The following is a 19,300-nucleotide window of genomic DNA, read 5'->3' on the forward strand; positions in this document are numbered from 1 at the left end:
ACCCCATGTCTCTGAGCACCCTCGACCCGCGTACCGCCCTTGTCGTCATCGACCTCCAGCAGGGCATCGTGGCCATGCCCACCCAGCCGTACACCGGCGCCGAGGTGGTGGCCCGCACGGCCGAACTCGCCGACGCCTTCCGCGCCCAGGAGCTGCCCGTGGTCCTGGTCCGGGTCTCCTTCGCGGCCGACTTCGCCGACGCCGTCCCCGGCCGCACCGAGCGCCAGGCGCGCGGCCTCTCCTTCCCGGCGGGCTGGGACGTCGTCGTCGACGAGCTGTCCGGCCACGACGGCGACATCCACGTCACCAAGCACAACTGGAGCGCCTTCCACGGCACCGACCTCGACGTCCAGCTGCGCCGCCGCGGCATCACCCAGATCGTGCTGACCGGCATCGCCACCAGCATCGGTGTGGAGTCCACCGCCCGTGACGCCTACGCCCACGGCTACCACGTCACGCTCGCCACCGACGCCATGGCCGACGCCGACCCCGAGGCGCACCGCGGCAGTGTCGAGCGGATCTTCCCGCGCCTCGGCGAGTCCGGCACCACGGCGGAGGTCCTGGAACTGCTCGCCAAGACCCACGGCTGAGCTCCGCCACGAGGATCGGCGAGCCCCGGTGTGCCGCGAAACGCCGCAGGGCGGCCGACGAGCTCGGTGAGCCGTCGGCCGCCCTGCGGCGGTTGGGTACGTCGCGCCCTGGGTGAGCCCTAGGCGGACATCTCCTTGCGGATCAGCGGCAGCGCCTCCCGCAGGGCCTCCCGCCAGTCCCGCAGCGGCTCCAGGCCGACCTGTGACCACCGGTCGTGCCCGAGGGCGCTGTAGGCGGGGCGGGGGGCCGGGCGGACGAACGCCTCGCTGGTGGTGGGGCGCACCCGCTCCGGGTCGGCGCCGAGCAGCCGGAAGACCTCCCGGGCCAGCTCGCACCAGGTGGCCGCGCCGGAGTCGGTGCCGTGGAAGACACCGTGCGCGTTCTCGTCCCGCCCGAGGCGGGGGCCGAGGTCGGCGATCCGGGCGGCCAGGTCGGCGCTCCAGGTGGGCTGTCCGCGCTGGTCGTCGACGACGTCGAGGGTGTCCCGGCGGGACTCCAGCTCGATCATCGTGCGCACGAAATTCTTCCCGTGCGTGCCGTACAGCCAGGCCGTGCGGACGACCGCGCTCGCACCCGGGAGCTCCGCCAGGACGGCCCGCTCGCCCGCGAGCTTGGTCCGCCCGTAGGCGGTGCGCGGGGCGGTGGGGTGGTCCTCCGGGTACGGGCTGGTGCGGGCCTCGCCGTCGAAGACGTAGTCCGTGGAGACGTGGACGAGACGGGCGCCGTGCCGGGCCGCGGCGCGGGCCAGCAGGCGCGGGCCCTCGCCGTTGATCAGCAGGGCCCGCTCCTCGTCGGACTCGGCGTCGTCGACGGCCGTGTACGCGGCGCAGTTGACCACCAGGTCGGGCGCGTGCCCGGCGAGCGCCGACTCCACCGAGTCGGCGCTCGTGATGTCGAGGTCGGCGCGGCCGAGGGCCACGACCTCCTCACCCCGGCGGGTGAGCTCCTCGACCACGTCGTGGCCGAGCATTCCGCCCGCTCCGGCGACGAGCCACTTCATCAGTGCTTCCCCTGCTCCTTGCGCGACTCCAGGGCGGCGCGCTCCTTCAGCGGCTCCCACCAGTCCCGGTTGTCGCGGTACCAGGCGACGGTGTCGGCGAGGCCGGAGGTGAAGTCGTGCTTGGGGGTGTACCCCAGCTCGTTGTGGATCTTGCTCCAGTCGACCGAGTAGCGCTGGTCGTGGCCCTTGCGGTCAGCGACCCGGTCCACGCGCTCCCAGTCGGCGCCGCACGCTTCGAGCAGCAGCCCGGTGAGCTCCTTGTTGCTGAGCTCGGTGCCGCCGCCGATGTTGTAGACCTCACCGGAGCGGCCGCCGGTGCGGACCAGGTCGATGCCCTGGCAGTGGTCCTCGACGTGCAGCCAGTCGCGGACGTTGCTGCCGTCGCCGTAGAGCGGGACGTTCTTGCCGTCGAGGAGGTTGCTCACGAAGAGCGGGATGACCTTCTCGGGGAACTGGTGCGGCCCGTAGTTGTTGGAGCAGCGGGTGACGCGGACGTCCATGCCGTGGGTGCGGTGGAAGGCCAGCGCCAGCAGGTCCGAGGAGGCCTTGGAGGCGGAGTACGGCGAGTTCGGCTGGAGCGGGTGGCTCTCGGGCCAGGAACCGGTCTCGATGGAGCCGTAGACCTCGTCGGTGGAGACGTGCACGAACGGGCCGACGCCGTGGCGCAGAGCCGCGTCCAGGAGGGTCTGGGTGCCGACCACGTTGGTGCGCACGAACGCGCCCGCACCGTCGATGGAGCGGTCGACGTGCGACTCGGCGGCGAAGTGCACGACCTGGTCGGCGTCCGCCATGAGCTTGTCGACCAGCTCGGCGTCGCAGATGTCACCCTGGACGAAGGTCAGCCGGGGGTGCTCCGCGGGCAGGTTCGTCAGCGTGCCCGCGTAGGTGAGCTTGTCCAGCACGGTGATGTGCGGCGCGTCGGGGCCGTCGGCGGCGAGCAGGCCGCGGACGTACGTGGAGCCGATGAAGCCGGCCGCGCCGGTGACGAGGAGATTCATGAACGGATCTGCACCTTGCTGTGGTCTCCGAGAACGAGGCGGTGGGCGCTGGGGGTGCCGGGTGCCGGGGTCACCTCGACGTGCCGGCCGATCAGCGAGGACTCGATCCTGCCCACCCCGTCGATGGAGGAGTCCCGCAGCACTATGGAGAACTCCAGCTCACTGTCCGTGATCCGGCAGTTCTCCGCGACCGACGTGAAGGGGCCCACGTACGAGTCGCTGACGACAGTACCGGCACCGATCACGACCGGTCCGACGATCCGGGAACCCGTGACGCGCGCACCGGGCTCGACGACCACGCGGCCGACGATCTGGCTGGCCTCGTCGACCTCGCCGTCGATGCGCGGCTCCTGGCTCTCCAGGACGGTCCGGTTGACCTCCAGCATGTCGACGACGTTGCCGGTGTCCTTCCAGTAGCCCTTGATCACCGAGGAGCGCACGTCGGCGCGCTGGTCGATGAGGTGCTGGATGGCGTGGGTGATCTCCAGCTCGCCGCGCCAGGACGGCTTGATGGCGCGCACGGCGTCGTGGATGGCGGGCGTGAAGAGGTAGACGCCGACCAGGGCGAGGTCGCTCTTGGGCTCCTGCGGCTTCTCCTCCAGGCCGACCACCTGGCCGTCGGCGTCCAGCTCGGCGACACCGAAGGCCCGCGGGTTGGGCACGTGGGTGAGGAGGATCTGGGCGTCGGGACGGGTCTCGCGGAACTCGTCGACGAGTCCGCTGATGCCGCCGACGATGAAGTTGTCGCCGAGGTACATCACGAAGTCGTCGTCACCGAGGAACTCGCGCGCGATGAGCACCGCGTGGGCGAGTCCCAGCGGGTGCTCCTGGGGGATGTAGGTGACGCGCAGGCCGAACTTCGACCCGTCGCCGACCGCTTCCTCGATCTCGGCGGCGGTGTCGCCGACGATCATCCCGACCTCGGTGACGCCCGCGGCGGCAAGAGATTCGAGCCCGTAGAACAGCACGGGTTTGTTCGCCACCGGCACGAGCTGCTTCGCCGATGTGTGGGTGATCGGCCGCAGCCGGGTTCCGGCACCGCCGGAGAGCACCAAAGCCTTCATTCACTACACCTTATAGGTGAACATCTGATTTAGACGTTCTTCTGTTTTCACGACTGGTTACGACAGTATGGCCCTGGTGCGGATGGCATGTGACCACGAGGTGCCTCGTACCGGCATCCCGCCCGTTATGTCCGATGAATTCGGCGCCCGCGCGGCCGCGGTTCAGGAGTCCTCCGGCCAGGCCGCGGCACGCTCCACCTCCGCCTCGATCTCGGACCGGGGGCGGCCCTCGTCACGGGCGTACTCGTTCACCGCGGTCAGTTCGTCGCGGGCGAGGTCGCGCCAGGCGCGCAGGGCGGTCTCGTAGGTCTCCGACTGGGCGCCGCCCGGCTCCTGCTGCTGGGCCGGGGGGCCGTAGGCGTCCCGCAGCTCCAGGACCTTTTCGTGGGCCGCGTCGGCGGCGCGGTGCTTCGCCACCAGTTCTTCGAAGGTGTGTGCCACGTCAAGACCCTAAGAAGCCTCGGCCCGCACCGCCTCCCGAGACGGCCGCACATGCACCCGTGTGGCGCTCGACCGGCTCAGCCGCCCTCAGCCGCCCTCAGTCCTCCTCGGCGTCCTCGACCAGGTCCGCCCACACCTGCTTGCCGCCGCTGACCGGCACGGTCCCCCAGGCGGCCGACATGGCCTCGACGAGGAGGATGCCGCGGCCACCCGTGGCCTCCCAGCCGATGTTCGGAGGTTTCACCGGGCTGCGCGGCGAGGCGTCGGCGACGGCGATCCTCAGCCGGTGGTCGACCTGGGTCAGATCGAGCCGGACCGGGCCCTCGGTGTGGATGAGGGCGTTGGTGACGAGTTCGGAGACGATCAGCAGGGCGGTGTCCATGGCGTCGTCGGTGACGCCCCAGGAGCGCAGGGTGCGCTTGCTGAACCGGCGGGCGTGCCGGGCGGCCTCCGGGACCCGCCACACCGTCCAGCTCTCGCGCAGCGGCCGTACGGCCATGCCGTCGTAGCGCATCAGCAGCAGGGCGACGTCGTCGGCGCGGTGGGCGTTGCCGAGCAGGGCGTCGGCGACCAGACCGAGGTGGGCGGGGTCGGAGACGGCGAGGTCGCGGGCGAAGCGCGCCATGCCGTCGTCGATGTCCTCACCCGGGGACTCGACCAGGCCGTCGGTGGTGAGCGCGAGCAGGGTGCCGGGGCGCAGGCTGAGCTGGGTCATGGGGAAGTCGGCCTGGCCGAGCACACCGAGCGGGGGGCCGCCCTCGGTCTCGGCGATCTCCGTGGAGCCGTCCGGGTGACGCAGGACCGGCGGCAGATGCCCGGCGCGGACGCACCACGCGGTGCCGTCCTCCATGTCGACGTCCACGTAGCAGCAGGTGGCGAAGAGGTCGCTCTCCATGTCCATGAGGAGACGGTTGGCGTGCGACACCACCACGTCGGGGGTGTGGCCCTCGGCGGCGTAGGCGCGCAGCGCGGTGCGCATCTGGCCCATCAGGGTGGCGGCGGCCGCACTGTGGCCCTGGACGTCGCCGATGACCAGGGCGACGTGGTTCTCGGGCAGGGGGATCACGTCGTACCAGTCGCCGCCGACCTCCAGCCCCTCGGTGGTGGGCAGATAGCGGGCGACGGCGACCGCGCCGGGCAGCGTGGGCAGCCGACGGGGCAGCAGGGCACGCTGGAGCATGCCGACGAGTTCGTGTTCGGCGTCGAAGGCGTGGGCGCGCATCAGGGCCTCGCCGGCCAGGCCCGCGGAGGCGGTGAGCAGGGCGCGGTCGTCGGGGCCGAAGTCGTACGGGCTGTCCCAGCCGATCAGGCAGGCGCCGGCCATCCGGCCGCCCGCGGGCAGCGGGAGGACGGCGAGGCCGCCGGGGCCGACCTCGGCGAGGGCGGGTTCCAGGGCGCTCTGGGCGGGCCAGATCTGCACCCGGCCGTCCCGCAGGGCAGCGGCGAGGGTGGGCATGGCGCGTACGGGCGCGTCGGGCCACTCGGTGCGCCATTCGGTGCGCCACAGTTCGGGCCAGGACTCGGCGTCGGGCGGCTCCAGGACGGTGACCACGAGACGGTCGTTCTCCAGTTCCGCGAGCGCGATCCGGTCGGCCTTGAGCGGCCCGCGCAGTGCGGTGACGACGGCCTGGCTGACGTCCTTGACCGTGAGAGCGGTGGCCAGGGCGGCGGCGAGCCGCTGCACACGGGCCACGTCGGTGACGTCCGAGCGGAGCGTGGAGGCGTCGGCGACGGTGCCGGCCAGCCGGGCCGGGCGGCCCTCGCCGCCGGGCATCAGACGGCCGCGCAGCCGCAGCCATCTGGGCGCGCCGGAGGGCTGCAGGATCCGGAACTCCAGCTCACGGTCGCCGATGGACATGTGGTCGGCCTCGACGACGGACATCAGTGCGGGCACGTCCTCGGGCACGGTACGGCCCAGCAGCGTCTCGACCTTGCCGTCGAACTCGTCCCGCTCCATGCCGAAGAGGTCCAGGATGCTGTTGCCGACCTCGATCCGGCCGGTGTCCATGGCGAGGCTGAACGCGTCGGCGGGCAGCTCACCGGTGTCGGTGGGGCCGGAGAACGGGGCGGGCAGGGCGATCGCGTCGGCGACCAGGTGCAGGCAGGCGCGGTCCTCGGGGCCGAATCCGTCGTCCCGCTCGCTGACGGCGACCAGGAGTCCGGCACGGCCGGGCACCGGCAGGACGGCCAGCGAGAACTCCTGGGCCGGGGTCCGCCGCGCGTCCGGGCAGTCGGCCAGCTCCTCGGGGCCGAGCCAGACGGGCCGCCCGGTGCCGTACACCTCTGCGACCGAGGAGCGCCCCACGGCCGGATAGGAGTCCCGCAGCCCGTACAGGGTGCGGGGCAGGCCGGCCGACTCGGCGAGGCAGAACACGGCCCCGTCGTCCCCGGGCGTGTACACACCGGCGAACGCCGCGCCCGCGAACACCAGCGCCTGTTCGAGGACGCGACGGAGCCAGTCGGGTGCGCCGGGATCGCCCGTGAGCGTTTCGAGGGCGATTTCGGCGCGATCCGTTCTCGTTCCGCGTACCGCAGCGCCCTCACTGACCACGCCGCCATTACAGCGCTTATGACGCGTATGCGCAGCCCCTGTGACCGTTCCGTGGAGGTCCAAAGGTCGATGCGCTCGAAAGGAACCGAACATGTCTTGACCCGTGGGTTCCGCACGGCGATCTCATGACAGACATGACTGTCCGCGGCCGTTCGGCGCCTGGGAGTGTCGGGACCTGGCCACGGAGGGGGACGGGATGGACAGGCGGTACGAGGTGTACGCGCTCGCCGACGGGCAGTTCTACGACACGCCCGACCGGCTCGGGTCGGGCGGGGCGCAGTCGGAGCCCCTGTTCGCCACGGCGCGTCGCGCGGTGCCGGAGGGCTGGCACGCGGCACGGTCCGGCGACTGGCTGACCATGACCCCGCTCGGCGCGGACGGCGCGCCGCTGCCCTCACCGGCCCAGGGCTGGAAGATCCACTCCTCGGCGACCCGGGCGAACGCGGAGCGGATCGCGGCGGTCGTGTGGGACTACTGCGTGCCGCGCCGCATCCCGTTCAAGTTCGTGCCCGGACCGCATCTGCTGCACCTGCGCAACGCCAAGTACGCGGGCCGCGACACCAGCGGCAAGTTCGTCACGGTCTACCCGTCCGACGAGGGCCGGCTGCAGGAGGTGCTGCGCGAACTGGGCGCGCTCCTGGAGGGTTTCGAGGGACCGTACATCCTCACCGACCTGCGATGGAACGACGGTCCGCTGTACGTGCGCTACGGCGCGTTCGCCCGCTCCTACGTGGTGGACGAGCGCGGTTCGCTGGTGACGGCGGTGCGGGACGGCGCGGGGAGGCTGGTGCCGGACCGGCGGGCGCCCTCCTTCCAGGTCCCGGAGTGGGTGACGCTCCCCGAGTTCCTGCGGCCGCAGCTGGCGGCGCGGGACGCCACGACGGTGGGCGACCTGCCGTACCGGATCGAGAAGGCGCTGCACTTCTCCAACGGCGGCGGGGTCTACGCCGGGACCGACACGCGGGACGGGCGGCGGGTGGTGCTCAAGGAGGGGCGGCCGCACGCGGGGCTCGCGGCCGACGGCGCCGACGCCGTCGCCCGACTGGCCAGGGAGAAGGCGGCACTTGAGGCGGTGGCCGGCACCGGCGTGGTGCCCGAGGTGCGGGACTGGTTCACCCTCGGGGACCACCGGTTCCTGGTGACGGACTTCCTGGAGGGGCGCCCGCTCAACGCCTTCTTCGCACAACGGCATCCGCTGCTCACCCCGGACCCGGACCCGGGGGCGGTACGGGACTACACCGACTGGGCGCTGCGAATCCACCGGGCGGTGGAGCGGGCCGTCGAGGCCGTCCACGCACGCGGGATCGTCTTCAACGACCTGCATGCCTTCAACATCATGGTGGCCCCGGACGAGGAGTCGGTGTTCCTCGTCGACTTCGAGGCGGCCGCCCCCGTCGCGGAGAACGGCCGTCAAGTGGTCGCCCACCCGGGCTTCTTCGCCCCGCCCGACCGCAGAGGCGTGGAGGTCGACCGCTACGCGCTGGCCTGTCTGCGCCTGGCCCTCTTCCTGCCGGTGACCACGCTGTTCGTCGTCGACCGGGGCAAGGCCGCCCACCTGGCGGACGTGATAGCCGGTCAGTTCCCGGACGTGCCATGGGCGTTCCTGGACGAGGCGGTCGCGGAGATCACCCGGGGCACCCCGGCCGCGCGCCCGGTCGTGCCGGCGGACTGGCCGCACAGCCGGGACTCGATGGTGAAGGCGATCCTCGCCTCCGCCACCCCCGAGCGCGACGACCGGCTCTTCCCCGGTGACATCGCCCAGTTCGGCGACGGCGGCGGTCTGGGCCTCGCGCACGGTGCGGCCGGGGTGCTGTACGCCCTGGACCGGTCCGGCGCCGGACGGCACGAGGAGGGCGAGCGCTGGCTGCTCGACCACACGGCACCGCCGCCGCCCGGTACCCCGCTCGGTCTGTACGACGGTCTCGCGGGCGTCGCCCACGTCCTGGCCGGACTCGGCCACCGGCAACGCGCGCTGGACCTCGTGTCGGGCATCCTCCGGGAGAACTGGCGCAACCTCTCGTCCGACCTGCACGGCGGCCTGGCGGGCCTCGGCCTGGTCCTCGACGCGCTCGCCGACTCGACCGGTGAGACAGCGCTGCGGGAGCGGGCCGCGGAGGCCGCGGAGATCGTCGTACGGCGTCTCGCCGAACCGCTCCCGGACACGCCCCGGCGGCGCGCCGGGCTGCTGCGGGGTGCGACCGGGCCCGCGCTGTTCCTGCTGCGGCGATACGAACGGACCGGCGAGGCCCGGCTGTTGACGGCGGCCGGCCAGGCGCTGCGCCGGGACCTGGACCGCTGTGTGGTGCAGCGGGGCGGCGGTCTGGAGGTCGACGAGGGCTGGCGCACCCTGCCGTACCTCGGCGACGGCAGTGCGGGGATCGGGCTGGTCCTCGACGACTGGCTGGCGCACGGCACCGACGGGACCGGCGCCTTCGAGCGCGCCCGCGCCGCGATCCTGACCGCCGCCACCTCACGCTTCTACGCTCAGCCGGGCCTGTTCCAGGGCCGCGCCGGGATGATCCTGCACCTCGCCCGCACCGGCGCCGACCCGGACAGGATCGCCGCCCAGGTCGACGGGCTCGGCTGGTTCGCGATGGCCTACCAGGGCCAACTCGCCTTCCCCGGGCACCAGATGATGCGGCTCTCCATGGACCTCGGCACCGGCACCGCCGGGTGTCTGCTCGCGCTGACGGCCGCCCTCGACGGCGACCGCGCCGCCCACCTGCCGTTCCTCCCGCCGCCACCGGCGGCCCCCGAACACGGCTCCGCACTCTGAAGGAGCCGTGACGCAACCCCGTCCCCGACAACACCGGGGGGACCGCTCGGTCCCCGGAAAGGACAAGACATGGCACTTCTCGACCTGCAGACGATGGAGTCCGAAGAGCGTCACGACGGAGGCGGCGCCAGCACGGTGAGCCTGCTGTCGTGCGTGTCGGCGGCGAGCATCCTGCTCTGTCTCTGACCGGCACCGCGAACCGGGCTCCGGGCGGCCCTCTCCTTCGGGAGGGGGCCCGTCCGGGGCCTTCGCCGATACGAGGGCTGCCACGATGACCCCGCCTCCGCACCGTGATCCGATGCGCACCGCCCTGCGCCACGCCGGGGTGCGCTGCGCCGCCCTGTGCCTGGTGAGTACGGCCGCCACGGCGGCGGGGCTGCTGCTGCCCGCCGTACTGGGCCGCGCGCTGGACCTGCTGCTGGCGGGCGCCCCGGCGGCCGGCTGGGTGTTGCGGGCGGCGGGAATCGTGCTGCTGCTCGCCGTGCTGGACGGCTGCGCGAGCGTCGTCGCCGGGACCGTCGACGCGCGTGCAACGGCCGTACTGCGCAAGCGGGTCACGGGGCATGTACTGGCCCTCGGGCCGCGCGCGGGGGCCCGGTTCGGCGCCGGGGACCTGGTCGCCCGGCTGGTCGGGAACGCGGCCCAGGCCGGGACCGGGCCTGCCGCGCTCGCCGCGCTGCTCGCCGCGCTCGCCGGTCCGGTCGGGGGCGTGGTCGCACTCGGTCTCATCGACCCCTGGCTGGCGGCCGTGTTCCTCGCCGGGGCGCCCGTACTCGCCCTGCTGCTGCGGGCGTTCACCCGGGACACCTCGGCGTGCGTGACGGAGTACCAGCAGGTGCAGGGCCGGATCGCGAGCGCGCTGGCGGAGGCGGTCGACGGCCACCGGACCATCGCGGCGGCGGGCCTCCAGGACCGGGAGACGGCCCGGATCCTGCGCCCGCTGCCCGAACTCGCCCGCGCCGGGCGCCGGATGTGGCGGGTGCAGGGCCGGGCCGCCGCCCAGGCGGTCATGGTGGGCCCGCTGCTCCAGCTCGGCGTCATGGCGGTGGCCGGTCTGCTGCTCGCCCGCCACCGGATCTCGGTCGGCGAGGTCCTGGCCGCCTCCCGCTACGCGGTCCTCGCGACCGGCGTCGGCGTGCTGGTCGGACAGCTCGCGGCTCTCACGCGGGCCCGCGCGTCCGCGGCGCGCCTCGCCGAGGTCGTGTCGTACCCCGCACCCTCCCATGGCACCCAACCGCTCCCGCCGGGCCCCGGCCGCCTGGAACTGCGCGGGGTCGCGGCCCACCGGGGCGGGCGCGCGGTGCTCGACGGCCTCGACCTGACCGTTCCCGGTGGCACCGCCCTCGCCGTCGTCGGCCGTTCGGGTTCGGGCAAGTCCCTGCTGGCCGAACTCGCCGGCCGCCTGACCGACCCGGACAGCGGGGAGGTCCTGCTGGACGGCGTTCCGCTGCCCGCCCTCCGCCACGACGACCTGCGCCGGGCCGTCACCTACGCCTTCGCCCGCCCGGCCCTCCTCGGTACGACCGTCGAGGACACCGTCGCCCTCGGGCTCGCCGCCCCCTCCCCCGCCGAGATCCGTGCCGCCGCCCGCAGGGCCCGGGCCGACGCGTACATCCGCCGCCTGCCCGACGGCTACGCGACCCGCATCGCCGACGCCCCGCGCTCCGGCGGCGAGTCCCAGCGTCTCGGTCTCGCCCGCGCCTTCGCCCACCCGGGCCGGCTGCTGATCCTCGACGACGCCCTCTCCAGCCTGGACACGGTCACCGAACACCACATCACCGAGTCCCTGTTGTCCGGCCCCGGCCCGACCCGCCTGATCGTCGCCCACCGCGCGACCACGGCGGCCAGGACCGACGCGGTGGCATGGCTCGACGGGGGGCGGGTCCGGGCGGTGGGGACCCATGCGGAGCTGTGGCGCGACGCGGGGTACCGGGCGGTGTTCGGGGACGCGGGCGCGCTCGCCCCGGCCGCCGAGGCGACACCCGACGCGAGCAAGGGCGCGGCAGGCGCCCTGCCGACGCAGGCCGCTGACGTGTCGCGGTCGGCGGCGACGGAACGGAGGACACGGTGACGAGCCGGGCCCGGCGGCGGGCCATGGGGTTGCTGCGGGCTGGATGGCCGGTGTCGGCGCGGCTCGCGGGCTGGTCTCTGCTGGAGGCCGGGCAGACCTTTCTCCTCGGATACGCCCTGGCCCGCGCGCTCGACGTCGGGTTCCTGGCCGGGAACGTCCGGGCGGGGCTGCTGTGGCTCGCGGCGGCCGGGGGCGGCGTGGTCCTCGGGGCATACGGGACCCGGCGGGTGTACGGCGTGGTCGCCGACCTGGTCGAACCGGTGCGGGACCGGCTGGTGTCGGGGGTGGTCGCGCGTGGGGTGCGGGAGGCGGACCGGGCAGCGCTCTCCGGGCTGACCCAGCAGGTGGAGATCGCCCGGGACACCCTCGCCGGGCTGGTGATGGTGTCCCGCTCCTTCGTGTTCGCGGTCGGCGGTGCCCTCGCCGGGCTGTGCACCCTCGCGCCCCCGCTGCTGCTGGTCGTCGTACCCCCGCTGCTCGCGGGGCTCGGCCTCTTCGCGGCGACCCTGCGCCCGCTGGCCCGTCGGCAGCAGGCCTTCCTCGTCGCCGACGAGGCCCTCGCGGGAGAACTGGGCGAGATGTGCCCGGGGCTGCGGGACGTCACGGCGGCGGGCGCCGAGCAGTACGCCTGCACACGTGCCGGGGAGCGCGTCGACGCCGAGTTCCGGGCCGCCCGGGCGCTGGCCCGCTGGAGCGTCGTACGGGTGGCGGCCCTGGGCGTCGGCGGCCAACTGCCCCTGGTGCTGCTGCTCGCCACCGCCCCCTGGCTGCTCGCCCACGGCGTCACCGCCGGTGCCCTGGTCGGCGCGCTCGCCTACATCACCCAGTCCCTGCTCCCCGCCCTGCAGAACCTGGTGCACGGCCTCGGCACCAGCGGCGCCCGCCTCACGGTCGTCCTGCGCAGACTGCGCCCGCCCCCGAACCCCGGCACCGGCACCGGCACACCTGGCGAGACCCCGGACACCCCCAGGTCCACCACACCCCGCAAGGTCCCCGGGCGACGCCCGGACGTCGGTGTCCCTGCCCTCGCCCTCGCCGCCGTGTCCTTCGCCTACGGACCCGCGAGCGCCCCCGTCCTCGACGGCCTCGACCTGTGTGTCCCACAGGGCGGTCACCTCGCCGTCGTGGGGCCGAGCGGGATCGGCAAGTCGACGCTCACCGCGGTGGCCGCCGGGCTGCTGGCCCCGGCGCACGGCCAGATCCGGGTGTACGGGCACCCCGTGCCGGGGGCGCGGGCGGCCGGGCTGCGGGTGCTGATCCCGCAGGAGGCGTACGTCAGCACGGGCACCCTCGCCGAGAACCTCGGACTGCTGCGGCCGGCCCCCGTCCCGGAGCCCGAGCTGCTGGCCGCCGCCGCGGCGGTCGGGCTCGCCCCGCTCCTGGAGCGGCTGGGCGGGCCGGACGCCCCGGTGCGCCCCGCGGCGCTGTCGGCCGGCGAGCGCCAGCTGATCGCGCTCACCCGCGCGTATCTCTCCCCCGCGCCGCTCGCCCTGCTCGACGAGGCCACCTGCCATCTCGACGCGGAGGCCGAGGCCCACGCGGAGCGCGCCTTCGCCGCACGGCCGGGCGGCACGCTGGTGGTCGTCGCGCACCGGATCGCCTCCGCCGGCCGCGCCCAGCGGATCCTGGTGCTGGACGGCCCCCGCACGGCCTACGGCACCCACCAGGACCTGCTGCGCACCTGCACGCTCTACCAGGACTTGGCGGCACCGTCACACCCACCAGCCGCCCGTTGAGGACCAGCCACACCACACCCACCCTCATCCGACCACACCGGCCGTGTCACATCCACTCGCCGCACGCCACCCGCCGCGCCTCCTCCCCCCACCACCACGAGCCCGGCCGCATCACAACCACCCTTCGCCCTGTGAGATGCGGATCGCGTCGACGCGATTGCGGGCGCCGGTCTTGCGGGTGATCGCCGCCATGTAGTTGCGCACCGTCCCGTGGGACAGGTGCAGGCTCCCGGCGATCTCCGCGATCGACGCCCCGCCGGCCGCCAGCTCCAGCACGCTCAACTCCCGTCGGGTGAACGGGATCTCGGCGGCCTTGAGGAAACCGAAGCCCAGGGAGTCGTCGACGAAACGTTCCCCCTCGGCAGCGCGCCGGATCGCCCGCACCAGCCGTTCCGGCGCGCCCTCCTTGTCGACGTAACCCAGCGCCCCCGCCTCGGCCGCCCGCTTCAGCAGCCCGGGTCTGTTCGCACCGGCAAGCACCACCAGCCTCGGCGACGGCGTGCCGGCCTCCGCCGGGCGCAGTTCGGCCAGCGGTGGCACACCGTGGGTGCCGGAGCTGTCGAGGTCCGCCGCGCACACGTCCGGCCGTACCGCCCGGACCTGCCCCCGAGCGTCGTGCCACGGCGTGTCGTACACGCGGAGCCCCGGTTCCCGGCGTAACCACTCCGCCAGGACCGATCTCACCAGACATGCGTCGTGCACCAGAAGTACCCGGATCACCGCCGCCCCCTCAGCCAGCCGTCCTTCGGTTCTTCGGTTCAAGGTGTTGACCGCGTGCCCCATTGTTGGCGTCCGCCACCCCTCGCGGGCGCGGAGTTCCGGCCATCAGGGTGCGCGGGGGCGCACGCCAGGCGCTCGTACGCCGCCGCGCGCATCGACTGCGGGGGCATGTGCGGGCGTGAACGGGGTACACGGAGGCCGCCCGGTGCAGTGGCTCCTGCCGCTCTCGCCGTGCGCCGGTCGCCGCCGCGAGGGAGCCTTGATCCCGAGGACGCGACGCGCGGCCGGGCGAGGAGGTGGTCGGGCGTGTCCGACGCGATGGGGTCCCCTCCGGCGCCGGTGGAGCCGACCGTGGAGGAGCCGGCGGCCGACGACGCCGGGTCCGGCCGGCCGCTGTTGTCGCTCGCGCTGGCCTCGATGATGGAAGAGGTGCAGGCGCACTCCGGCGGGGTCTATCTGATGGCGGCCGACGAGCCGGTCCTGGAGATGGCGGTGACGGCGGGGCTGCCCCGGGCGTTCGCCGCGCCCTGGGAGCGGGTCGGGCTGAGCGCGCCGATCCCGGTGGCGGAGGCGGTGCGCGAGCGCCGGCTGGTGTGGGTGGGCGGTGAGGAGGACATGGCGCGCCGGTATCCGCGGATCGCGGTGGTGCTGCCGTATCCGTTCGTGCTGGCCGCGCTGCCCGTGGCGACGGCCGACACCGTGTACGGGGCGGTGTACGTGACCTGGCCCGGTTCGCATCCGACGGTGCCGTCCGACAGGGAGCGGCAGGCGCTGACGGCGGCGTGCGAACGGCTGGCGGTGCGGCTCGACCGGGCCGCCCGGGAGAACCGTGCGCTGCGGGCCGAGCCGGATCTGCTGACGGCGCCGGTGTCGGGGGCGGGCACGCTGGGCACGGTGGAGGCGGCGCGGATGGTGGCACGGCTGCCGTACGGGCTGGCCTCGCTCGATCTGCACGGGCGGGTCGCGTTCGCCAACGCGGCGGCGGCCGAACTGCTCGGTGTCCAGGCCGGCGAACTGCTCGGCACCCAGCCGTGGGTGTCGGTGCCCTGGCTGAACGACCCGATGTACGAGGACCGCTACCGGGCCGCGCTGATCAGCCAGCATGTGACGTCGTTCGTGGCGCTGAAGCCGCCGGGCGACTGGCTGTCGTTCCGGATGTATCCGAGCAGGACCGGGCTGACCACCCGGATCACCCGGGCGCGGGCGGCCGCCGAGATGGTGGGTGCGCTGCCGCGCGCCGACGCGGCGGCCTCCCCCCGGCTGGTCACCATCTCGCAGGTGCTGAGCCTGGCCGGGGCGCTGACCGAGGCCGTCGGGGTGCAGGACGTGGTGCAGCTGGTGGCGGACGAGGTCGCCCCCGCCGTCGGCAGCCAGGCCCTGGTGATACTCGGGTCACGGGGCGGGCGGCTGCATGTGCTGGGGCACCGGGGGTACGACGATCCGCAGGTCGTGGAGCGGTTCGACGGTATCCCGCTGGCCTCGCGGACACCTGGCACCCATGTCCTGAACACCGGTGTGCCCGCGTTCTTCGAGTCACGGCAGCAGCTGGAACGGCTGTATCCGGGGCGGCGCGACTCCCCGGACGGGTTCGCCGCGTGGGCGATCCTGCCGCTGATCGCGTCGGGGCGGCCGGTGGGCAGCTGTGTCCTCGCCTACGCCGAACCGCATGCCTTCCCCGCCGACGAGCGCGCCGTGCTGACCAGTCTCGGCGGGCTCATCGCGCAGGCCCTGGAGCGGGCCCTGCTCTACGACGCGAAGAACCAGCTGGCGCACGGTCTGCAGGCGGCCCTGCTGCCGCACTCGCTGACCCCGCCGCCCGGTGTCGAGGCGGCCGCACGCTATCTGCCGGCCATGCACGGCATGGAGATCGGCGGCGACTTCTACGACCTGGTGCCGACCCGGCCGCTGGCCGCGGCGGTGATCGGGGACGTGCAGGGGCACAACGTGACGGCGGCCGGGCTGATGGGCCAGATCCGTACCGGTGTACGGGCTTTCACCACCGTCGGACAGGCGCCCGAGGAGGTGATGCGCAGCACCAACCGGCTGCTGATCGACTTCGGCGCGGACCTGTTCGCGAGCTGTCTGTATCTGCGGCTGGATCCCGCACAGGGGCGGGCGGTGATGGCCCGGGCCGGGCATCCGCCGCCGCTGCTGAGACGGCCGGACGGCCGGGTACGGGTGCTGGACCTGGCCGGCGGTCCGCTGCTGGGCATCGACGCGGAGGCGACGTACCCGACCACCGAGGTCTCGCTGGCGCCGGGTTCGGTGCTCGCCCTCTACACCGACGGGCTGGTCGAATCACCCGGCGTGGACATCGAGGACGCGCTGGTCGGTCTCGGCGAACTGCTCGCGGAGAACGGCGACCAGCCCTTGGACAGGCTCGCCGACACGCTCGTGCGGCACAGTGCGGCGGCGCAGGAGCGTGTGGACGATGTGGCGGTGCTGTTGCTGCGAGCCCAGCCGGACGGCTGAACCCCGCGGGCAGCGGACGGCCCGGCCCTCCCGCCGGAGGGCCGGGCCGTCCGCTGCCGAACGGAACCGCTGGTGGGGCCGGTCAGCCCTTCTTGTGGTGGTGCTTGCTGCTGGTGCCGTTCGCGACGGTCCCGGACTGGTCGCCGGTACCCGTCGCGGTGCCGGTGCCGCTCTGGTCGCCGCCCGCGGCCGGGTCACTGGCGGTGGCCGACGGGTCGACCGCGCCGGTGCCGCTCTGGTCGCCACCGGCAGCCGGGTCGCTGGCGGTGGCGGACGGGTCGGCCACGCCGCCGACCTGGTCGCCGCCCGCCGCCGGGTCACTGGCGGTGGCCGACGGGTCGGCCGAGGCACCGGCGTCACCGGCGCCCGCACCCGCGTCACCGAGGGTCGCGCCGGTCGCCTTCAGAGCGGTGGTCACCGGCTGGAAGAAGGTCTCGCCGCCGGCGGTGCAGTCGCCGCTGCCGCCGGAGGTCATGCCGACCGCGCCGCCGTCCTGGGTGAACAGCGAGCCGCCGCTGTCGCCGGCCTCGGCGCAGACGTTGGTCTGGATGAGACCGGTGACGGTGTCGGTGCCGCCGGGAACGGTCTCGCTGGCGAAGTTGACCGTGGCGTCGAGGCCGGTGACCTGGCCGTCGTGCAGACCGGTGGTGGAGCCCATCCTGAACACGGTCTCGCCGACCGTGGCGTCGACCGCCTGGGTGATCGGAACGGTCTGCTGGCCCGTGTTGACCTCGCTCGGCGCCTGGGTGGTGGCGTCGTTGTACTTGACGAGCGAGAAGTCGCCGTTGCCGGGGAACTGGGCCTGGTCCACGGTGGCGATGGGCTGGCCGTTCTGGGAGTCGGACCAGTCCTTGGCCGCGACCCCGCAGTGACCGGCCGTCAGGAAGGCGGGGCTGCCGTCCGATGCCTTGACGTTGAAGCCGAGCGAGCAGCGGACGGTGCCCTGGGCCACCTGGGAGAAGATCGCGTCGCCGCCGGAGACGAGGGTCTTGAAGGTGCCCGACGACTTCTTGAGGGTGGCCATGTTGGAGCCGAGGCCCTTGACCGTCGACTCCAGCGTGTCCCACTTGCCGCCGGTGACGGAGCTGTCGGCGCTCACCACGACCTTGTTGGTCTTCGGGTCGATGGCCCAGGCGGTGCCCGGTATGGTCGCCTTGGTCTTCAGGGTGGCCGCGGCGGCCTCCAGCGCGGAGGTGCTGTTGGCGACCTGACGGACGACCGCGCCGGCCTTCTGCGCCTGGACGATCACGTTGTTGTCGCCGTTGACGACGTTGACGACGAGCTGCTGCTTGCCGCTGTCGAAGTAGGCCCCGGCGAACGCCTGGCCGAGGAGGCTCTGCAGCTGCGAGGAGAGATCCGAAGCCTGCGTCGCCTTCAGGACCTTGGGCGCGGTGCTGGCACCGGAGGCGTTGTCCTGGGACGCGTTGGCGTTCGGCAGCAGAAAGGCCGCAGCTCCGAGCGCCACCACACCGCCCGCCGCAATCGCGGCATTGCGCTTCGGAATTCGCTTGTGACTCAAACTTCTCGACCTCCAAGGGACGGAGTACCTGCCGTAGTAGGGCAGTCGTTCGTGAGCGGCGCCTGGATGCTCATAGGTACGGGCGGGTCACGTGGTGCGTTCAATTCCGGTTCCCAACTTCCTTGGACCGGCTGAAAATCGGCCATGCCCGTGGGTGTCGTGGCGTGGCTGCGCGTGGTGCGTCCGAGGCCCGGGAACAATCCCCCATATGACGATGACCACCGCCGAAGCCGACAAGATCCTCTCCGCCAACTTCGCCCCCTGGGTGCTCGATCTCGGACTGACCGTCGAGGCGGTGGGCGAGGACCGGGCGACACTGCGTCTGCCCTGGTCGGAGCGGTTGTCCAGGGAGGGTGGCGGACTGTCGGGGCAGGCCCTGATGGCGGCCGCCGACACGGCGACGGTGATCGCGGTCTCGGCGGCCCGGGGCTCCTTCGTGCCGATGACGACGGTGCAGCAGTCCACGTCTTTCCAGCGCGCGGTGACCGGTACGGATGTCCTGATCGAAGCGGTACTGACCAAGCTGGGCCGCCGGATGGCGTTCGCCGACATCACCATGCGCGACGAGAGTTCGGGCGCGCTCGCCGCCCGGGCAAGCACTGTCTACGCACTGCTGGGGTGAGAGCCCGCACCCCCGAACCGACACGGTCAGCAATCGATCACTGACGTTCCGTTGCGATCACGGACCGGAATCCTTGCTTCAGGGAATCTGCACATCGAATACCCAACCAAGTCACGGGAAGCGACGGATCTGCACAACCGCACGCCCCCTGCCGCGCCTTTGGCGCGGTGTGCCGGATTCGCCACCGGGCGGGCAAGCCTCGGCGCTGGGGCGAAGTCGTGCGGCTTGTGAAGGAGTCGCCGACATGGCGTGCGCACGCCTGCACGGATGAGCCCTTCTGAGGCTCAAGTTCCCAGGTGAGACCCCTGGTTGATTGGAAGCGCGGACCGCGGGCGTGCTTTGATCCATCGCACCGCAGGGACCGCGAAGGGTTCCCGGAAACGGGCGCCCAGCACCCGCGGTCGCGGCCATCCGCTCGTCCCCACAGGACCGTTGTCTCGTCCCGAAGGGCCGTAGGGGGCCGTTCTCCCCCCTTGTGAATATCCATATGAAGGGAAGTTCCATCATGAACTCCACCCCCCAGGTTGAGACCGTCGAGATCTCCGACGCCGAGCTCGACAACGTCTCCGGCGGTCTGTCCCTGAACGCGCTCGGCACCGTGACCGGCCTGGTGGACGGCATCGCCCCGGTTTCCGGCCTGGTCAACACCGCTGTCGGCACCGTCGAGGGTGTCACCGGCCTGAACACCCAGCCGGTCACCAACCTGGTCGCCGGTCTCTGATCGCACCTCGTTGCCGCT

General features: G+C 73.2%; 15 protein-coding genes. 8 read left to right on the top strand and 7 right to left on the bottom strand.

All coding sequences use genetic code 11. The features are described 5' to 3' along the window. Positions 1 to 5 precede the first annotated feature (5 nt). Positions 6 to 590, top strand: coding sequence for a hydrolase (locus ACIRR9_RS08030; protein WP_403748788.1), 585 nt, complete (start codon positions 6 to 8; stop codon positions 588 to 590). Positions 591 to 709: 119 nt separating this feature from the next. Here ACIRR9_RS08030 and rfbD read toward each other — a convergent pair whose 3' ends face one another. From rfbD to ACIRR9_RS08055, 5 genes are all read right to left on the bottom strand, one after another. Continuing rightward, on the bottom strand, positions 710 to 1,591 hold the full coding sequence (gene rfbD, locus ACIRR9_RS08035) for a dTDP-4-dehydrorhamnose reductase (RefSeq protein WP_403748790.1): 882 nt from the start codon (positions 1,589 to 1,591) through the stop codon (positions 710 to 712). After that, positions 1,591 to 2,589, bottom strand: coding sequence for a dTDP-glucose 4,6-dehydratase (rfbB, locus tag ACIRR9_RS08040; RefSeq protein WP_403748792.1), 999 nt, complete (start codon positions 2,587 to 2,589; stop codon positions 1,591 to 1,593). Before rfbB ends, rfbD begins: the two co-directional genes overlap by 1 nt. Continuing rightward, on the bottom strand, positions 2,586 to 3,653 hold the full coding sequence (locus tag ACIRR9_RS08045; protein ID WP_403748795.1) for a glucose-1-phosphate thymidylyltransferase: 1,068 nt from the start codon (positions 3,651 to 3,653) through the stop codon (positions 2,586 to 2,588). Before ACIRR9_RS08045 ends, rfbB begins: the two co-directional genes overlap by 4 nt. Positions 3,654 to 3,815: 162 nt before the next feature. After that, the gene (locus ACIRR9_RS08050) at positions 3,816 to 4,094 is read right to left on the bottom strand and encodes a hypothetical protein (protein ID WP_403748798.1); all 279 of its coding nucleotides are present in this window, start codon (positions 4,092 to 4,094) and stop codon (positions 3,816 to 3,818) included. A gap of 97 nt (positions 4,095 to 4,191) precedes the next feature. Next, a complete protein-coding gene (locus ACIRR9_RS08055; protein WP_403748801.1) occupies positions 4,192 to 6,645 on the bottom strand; it encodes a SpoIIE family protein phosphatase in 2,454 nt (817 codons plus the stop codon). A 196-nt stretch (positions 6,646 to 6,841) separates the two neighbouring features. On the opposite strand from ACIRR9_RS08055, the gene lanKC reads away from it, so the two are divergent. The 4 genes from lanKC to ACIRR9_RS08075 all read left to right on the top strand — a co-directional run bounded on the left by lanKC (position 6,842) and on the right by ACIRR9_RS08075 (position 13,228). Then, positions 6,842 to 9,421, top strand: a complete 2,580-nt coding sequence (gene lanKC, locus ACIRR9_RS08060; RefSeq protein WP_403748804.1) for a class III lanthionine synthetase LanKC — start codon at positions 6,842 to 6,844, stop codon at positions 9,419 to 9,421. Between the two features lie 69 nt (positions 9,422 to 9,490). Further along, positions 9,491 to 9,607, top strand: a complete 117-nt coding sequence (locus ACIRR9_RS08065) for a SapB/AmfS family lanthipeptide (protein ID WP_123979343.1) — start codon at positions 9,491 to 9,493, stop codon at positions 9,605 to 9,607. Between the two features lie 85 nt (positions 9,608 to 9,692). Then, the gene (locus ACIRR9_RS08070; RefSeq protein WP_403748807.1) at positions 9,693 to 11,492 is read left to right on the top strand and encodes an ABC transporter ATP-binding protein; all 1,800 of its coding nucleotides are present in this window, start codon (positions 9,693 to 9,695) and stop codon (positions 11,490 to 11,492) included. Continuing rightward, positions 11,489 to 13,228, top strand: coding sequence for an ATP-binding cassette domain-containing protein (locus tag ACIRR9_RS08075; RefSeq protein ID WP_403748809.1), 1,740 nt, complete (start codon positions 11,489 to 11,491; stop codon positions 13,226 to 13,228). Before ACIRR9_RS08070 ends, ACIRR9_RS08075 begins: the two co-directional genes overlap by 4 nt. A 111-nt stretch (positions 13,229 to 13,339) precedes the next feature. Here ACIRR9_RS08075 and ACIRR9_RS08080 read toward each other — a convergent pair whose 3' ends face one another. Then, entirely contained in the window at positions 13,340 to 13,948 is a 609-nt protein-coding gene (locus ACIRR9_RS08080) for a response regulator transcription factor (protein ID WP_403748812.1), read from the bottom strand. A 318-nt stretch (positions 13,949 to 14,266) separates the two neighbouring features. On the opposite strand from ACIRR9_RS08080, the gene ACIRR9_RS08085 reads away from it, so the two are divergent. After that, the gene (locus tag ACIRR9_RS08085) at positions 14,267 to 16,420 is read left to right on the top strand and encodes a PP2C family protein-serine/threonine phosphatase (RefSeq protein WP_403749019.1); all 2,154 of its coding nucleotides are present in this window, start codon (positions 14,267 to 14,269) and stop codon (positions 16,418 to 16,420) included. A gap of 82 nt (positions 16,421 to 16,502) precedes the next feature. On the opposite strand, the gene ACIRR9_RS08090 is transcribed toward ACIRR9_RS08085, so the two are convergent. Then, positions 16,503 to 17,939: a S1 family peptidase gene (locus ACIRR9_RS08090; protein ID WP_403748815.1), complete on the bottom strand. Its 1,437-nt coding sequence runs from the start codon at positions 17,937 to 17,939 to the stop codon at positions 16,503 to 16,505. A gap of 208 nt (positions 17,940 to 18,147) precedes the next feature. Between ACIRR9_RS08090 and ACIRR9_RS08095 the strand changes: the two genes are divergently transcribed. After that, positions 18,148 to 18,561, top strand: coding sequence for a PaaI family thioesterase (locus ACIRR9_RS08095; protein ID WP_403748817.1), 414 nt, complete (start codon positions 18,148 to 18,150; stop codon positions 18,559 to 18,561). A 505-nt stretch (positions 18,562 to 19,066) separates the two neighbouring features. Further along, positions 19,067 to 19,282, top strand: a complete 216-nt coding sequence (locus ACIRR9_RS08100) for a type A2 lantipeptide (RefSeq protein ID WP_403748820.1) — start codon at positions 19,067 to 19,069, stop codon at positions 19,280 to 19,282. Positions 19,283 to 19,300 lie beyond the last annotated feature (18 nt).

Source organism: Streptomyces sp. NPDC101234 (assembly GCF_044767525.1).
Lineage (GTDB): Bacteria > Actinomycetota > Actinomycetes > Streptomycetales > Streptomycetaceae > Streptomyces > Streptomyces sasae.

What these genes read in the sequence shown, in the direction of transcription:
- ACIRR9_RS08065 (WP_123979343.1), top strand. Translation starts at nt 9,491, where the DNA reads ATGGCACTTCTCGACCTGCAGACGATGGAGTCCGAAGAGCGTCACGAC.
- rfbD (WP_403748790.1), bottom strand. Translation starts at nt 1,591, where the DNA reads ATGAAGTGGCTCGTCGCCGGAGCGGGCGGAATGCTCGGCCACGACGTG.
- ACIRR9_RS08070 (WP_403748807.1), top strand. Translation starts at nt 9,693, where the DNA reads ATGACCCCGCCTCCGCACCGTGATCCGATGCGCACCGCCCTGCGCCAC.
- ACIRR9_RS08030 (WP_403748788.1), top strand. Translation starts at nt 6, where the DNA reads ATGTCTCTGAGCACCCTCGACCCGCGTACCGCCCTTGTCGTCATCGAC.
- rfbB (WP_403748792.1), bottom strand. Translation starts at nt 2,589, where the DNA reads ATGAATCTCCTCGTCACCGGCGCGGCCGGCTTCATCGGCTCCACGTAC.
- ACIRR9_RS08045 (WP_403748795.1), bottom strand. Translation starts at nt 3,653, where the DNA reads ATGAAGGCTTTGGTGCTCTCCGGCGGTGCCGGAACCCGGCTGCGGCCG.
- ACIRR9_RS08100 (WP_403748820.1), top strand. Translation starts at nt 19,067, where the DNA reads ATGAACTCCACCCCCCAGGTTGAGACCGTCGAGATCTCCGACGCCGAG.
- ACIRR9_RS08095 (WP_403748817.1), top strand. Translation starts at nt 18,148, where the DNA reads ATGACGATGACCACCGCCGAAGCCGACAAGATCCTCTCCGCCAACTTC.
- lanKC (WP_403748804.1), top strand. Translation starts at nt 6,842, where the DNA reads ATGGACAGGCGGTACGAGGTGTACGCGCTCGCCGACGGGCAGTTCTAC.
- ACIRR9_RS08085 (WP_403749019.1), top strand. Translation starts at nt 14,267, where the DNA reads ATGGGGTCCCCTCCGGCGCCGGTGGAGCCGACCGTGGAGGAGCCGGCG.